Here is a 3,019-nt window from a genome sequence, read left to right as displayed (position 1 = left end):
GTTTTGTACTTCCGAAATGAGAACTTGAAGGTGCTCTTTAACCTGTTCCGAGTATTTGCCTTTAAAAATAATCGTAAACTCTTCACCACCATAGCGATAAGCTTTTGCACCACCGGTTGTTTCACTCAATATACGTGCTACTAACTTCAACACATCGTCGCCAATGTCATGCCCGTAGGTATCGTTAAATTTCTTGAAGTGGTCGATATCAACCATCGCCATTGAGTATTTTCGCCCTAAGTGCTTCATATCCACTTCTAAGGCGTGTCTGCCAGGAATGTTAGTTAAACGGTCATTAAAGGCCATATCGTGGCTAGCAGAGACGACATAGATAATGAATAACGTACCAGACAGCGAGAACATCGTACTAGAGATGTATTGCACATCAAAAAATATGAATGTACTAGTAGAAAGTAAAATTGCGCTGTATACGACAACATCAATCGCGCGGTTGTATACCAGAACTAAAATCGAAGTAAGGCCAAGTAAACAAAGGCTATACAGCACTAAAACGAAAGGTAGCCTCGAGAATCCGTTAACGATAAACAGGATACCTTCGCTCCATGACTCAAATCCACCTGACTGGAAATGAGAAACAATTAATTGTGCCCATACCGTAAACAGAACGAGAACCAAAGCATATAGGAACATGGATTTCGAGTTAACGCCGTTATCTGGGAAGGCATACACCAGTAAGCATGTTACAGGGACTAAAGCGGTTAACAGAGACAGTTCTAATAGAGTGGTGCCTGTGTTGAGTGGCGTTTGTAAACGAACTTGAATGATGAGGTATGCGACGAGCATGGTTAAGGACACCATGGCCATACGACCTTGCTTAAATGTGTGGCACAGCAAAACCGCAACGCTCAATAGAATGTATGGGAGGTTGCTAGCAAACCCTAAGTTTGAATCCGTCACTAGGATGACGTTGTTCATACCTGCAAGTAATATTGCTAATAGAAGTAAGGGAAAGCAAAATCGAAATATGCTCGACGTGACGAAAGAAGATGTCATTTATGTGGTGAGCCTAACTATAATGATGATCTTATATTTTAATTTTATACGTAGGATACGGGTAAACAAGCAATTGCCAAGCTTTTTCATTAAATTATAGCAAAAACATGATCATAGCTCGCTAATTGTACAACTAAATTTATATGTGTTTCAGTTGCTATTAACCTAAGAACGAGCTAAACAGTATATATGATAAATGAAACAGCCGTTATTGATACTTAACTAAATCAACATAGTTTGTGCTCAAGAGTTAGGTGGTTACCTAAGTAGCAATGAACAGATGTTATACGCCTAGCTGCAGAAGCGGTTAGTAACAACCGCGATGAGTTACAACAATGATTAGCTACAACAACGATTAAACTAGAAACAACCGATCAACATGGAGGTGTATTATGCAAATCAGTGTCGATGTCCATAACTATATGGAAACTTTGGTGGGAAATGTATTAGCGACAGAAGAGTATGTTTCTGGCTATACCAACGAGCAGTTAGCCGATCTTGCGTGTTTGGCTTTAGGTCAGCTTAAACCAATCTATATTCGCTTCGACGTCGATTTTCTATCGGCATTGCCAGAGGATAAATTGGTACTGTATAAACGAAATAGTGAGATCGCGGTCAAAAATGCAGAAAGTATGATCATTGACGACAGAAGACGCGAGCGTGACGACAATGTACCCGTTATCTTTAGTCAACATAATTTTGATGATGACGTAGAATTGCAATGGTATGAAAAGCCATTGTTGAGCGGTAAACAGTCATGATAGTTTACGGTTAATGCGGTCATTTAAGGAGTAAAAACGTGGGATTCTTTTCTAGATTATTTAGTGGCAAAGAAAAAACCGAACAAAAAGTAGAAATTGAGCCAGTCGAATACAAAGGCTTCAATATCTATCAAGATGCCATTGCTGAATCTGGTCAATACCGTGTAGCTGGGCGAATCGAGAAAGAATTTGATGGTGAAATCAAAACCCATCGTTTTATTCGTTCAGATGTTGTTTCAAACAAACAAGATGCCGATGAACTGATGCTTAAAAAATCGCAGATGTTCATCGACCAAATGGGCGATAGCATTTTTAGCTAACCAAATAGGGTTAGAATTGATGTTGGTCATAATTTAGAGAGCTTTCAGTGTATATGCTGAAAGCTCTTTTTAGTTTTAGGAACAAAGAACAGCTAGTAGGTTGTTATTTAAAGGAATATTTGCAAGTGGTTTGACCTCTTGGCTCAAAAGAGGCGTCATTTCTTCAAATGAAGTGCTCCAATTCCATCCAAATCGTTATAAGTAATAACTTTTCCTGTTCTTTGAATAAAACGCTTGAAGTATTAGTTGTCGTTAGATACAAACGAATAAGTCATTGTGCCAATAGTCAAGGAATAGCTATGCAAATTGGTGTACCAAGAGAAACACTCGCAGGTGAAACGCGAGTTGCTGCTTCGCCGAAATCGGTAGAACAGCTTCTAAAATTAGGATTTGAAGTTTGTGTTGAATCACAAGCAGGTGCGTTAGCAAGTTTTGAAGATGCAGTTTATGAACAAGCTGGAGCAAAAATTGTCACCGCAGATGAAGCTTGGAAATCCGATATTATTTTTAAAGTTAACGCTCCGATCGTTGACGAAACTACAAATGAAATTGATCTTCTTAAAGATGGCGCAACATTGGTCAGCTTTATTTGGCCAGCTCAGAACCCAGAATTAATGGAACAATTGTCCACTCGTAATATTAACGTGATGGCGATGGATTCTGTACCTCGTATTTCAAGAGCTCAAGCGTTAGATGCATTGAGTTCTATGGCTAACATCGCGGGTTACCGTGCTGTTGTTGAGGCGGCGCATGAGTTTGGTCGATTCTTCACAGGTCAAATTACGGCGGCAGGCAAAGTTCCACCAGCGAAGGTACTGGTTGCTGGTGCGGGTGTTGCTGGCCTAGCAGCAATTGGCGCTGCGGGTAGTTTGGGTGCGATCGTTCGTTCGTTCGATGTTCGTCCTGAAGTAAAAGAGCAAGTCG

The 3,019-nt window shown here is 40.2% G+C and carries 3 protein-coding genes and 1 pseudogene; 3 read left to right on the top strand and 1 reads right to left on the bottom strand.

Annotated elements, in window-relative coordinates:
• The coding region (locus AB4496_RS22890) for a diguanylate cyclase (RefSeq protein ID WP_372132076.1) at nt 1-1,014 on the bottom strand (1,014 nt) is incomplete at its 3' end.
• A 392-nt stretch (nt 1,015-1,406) separates the two neighbouring features.
• Here AB4496_RS22890 and AB4496_RS22885 point away from each other — a divergent pair.
• The 3 genes and pseudogenes from AB4496_RS22885 to pntA all read left to right on the top strand — a co-directional run.
• A complete protein-coding gene (locus tag AB4496_RS22885) occupies nt 1,407-1,775 on the top strand; it encodes a late competence development ComFB family protein (protein WP_009845358.1) in 369 nt (122 codons plus the stop codon).
• 38 nt (nt 1,776-1,813) lie between these two features.
• A complete protein-coding gene (locus AB4496_RS22880; protein ID WP_012600627.1) occupies nt 1,814-2,095 on the top strand; it encodes an HlyU family transcriptional regulator in 282 nt (93 codons plus the stop codon).
• Nucleotides 2,096-2,394: 299 nt separating this feature from the next.
• A pseudogene (pntA, locus tag AB4496_RS22875) lies at nt 2,395-3,019 on the top strand (NAD(P)(+) transhydrogenase (Re/Si-specific) subunit alpha); the annotation flags it as partial.

Source organism: Vibrio sp. 10N.222.46.A1 (genome assembly GCF_041473595.1).
Taxonomy (GTDB): domain Bacteria; phylum Pseudomonadota; class Gammaproteobacteria; order Enterobacterales; family Vibrionaceae; genus Vibrio; species Vibrio tasmaniensis_A.
The sequence above is the reverse complement of the archived record's forward strand: the minus strand, read 5'-3'. Positions and strand labels throughout refer to the sequence as shown.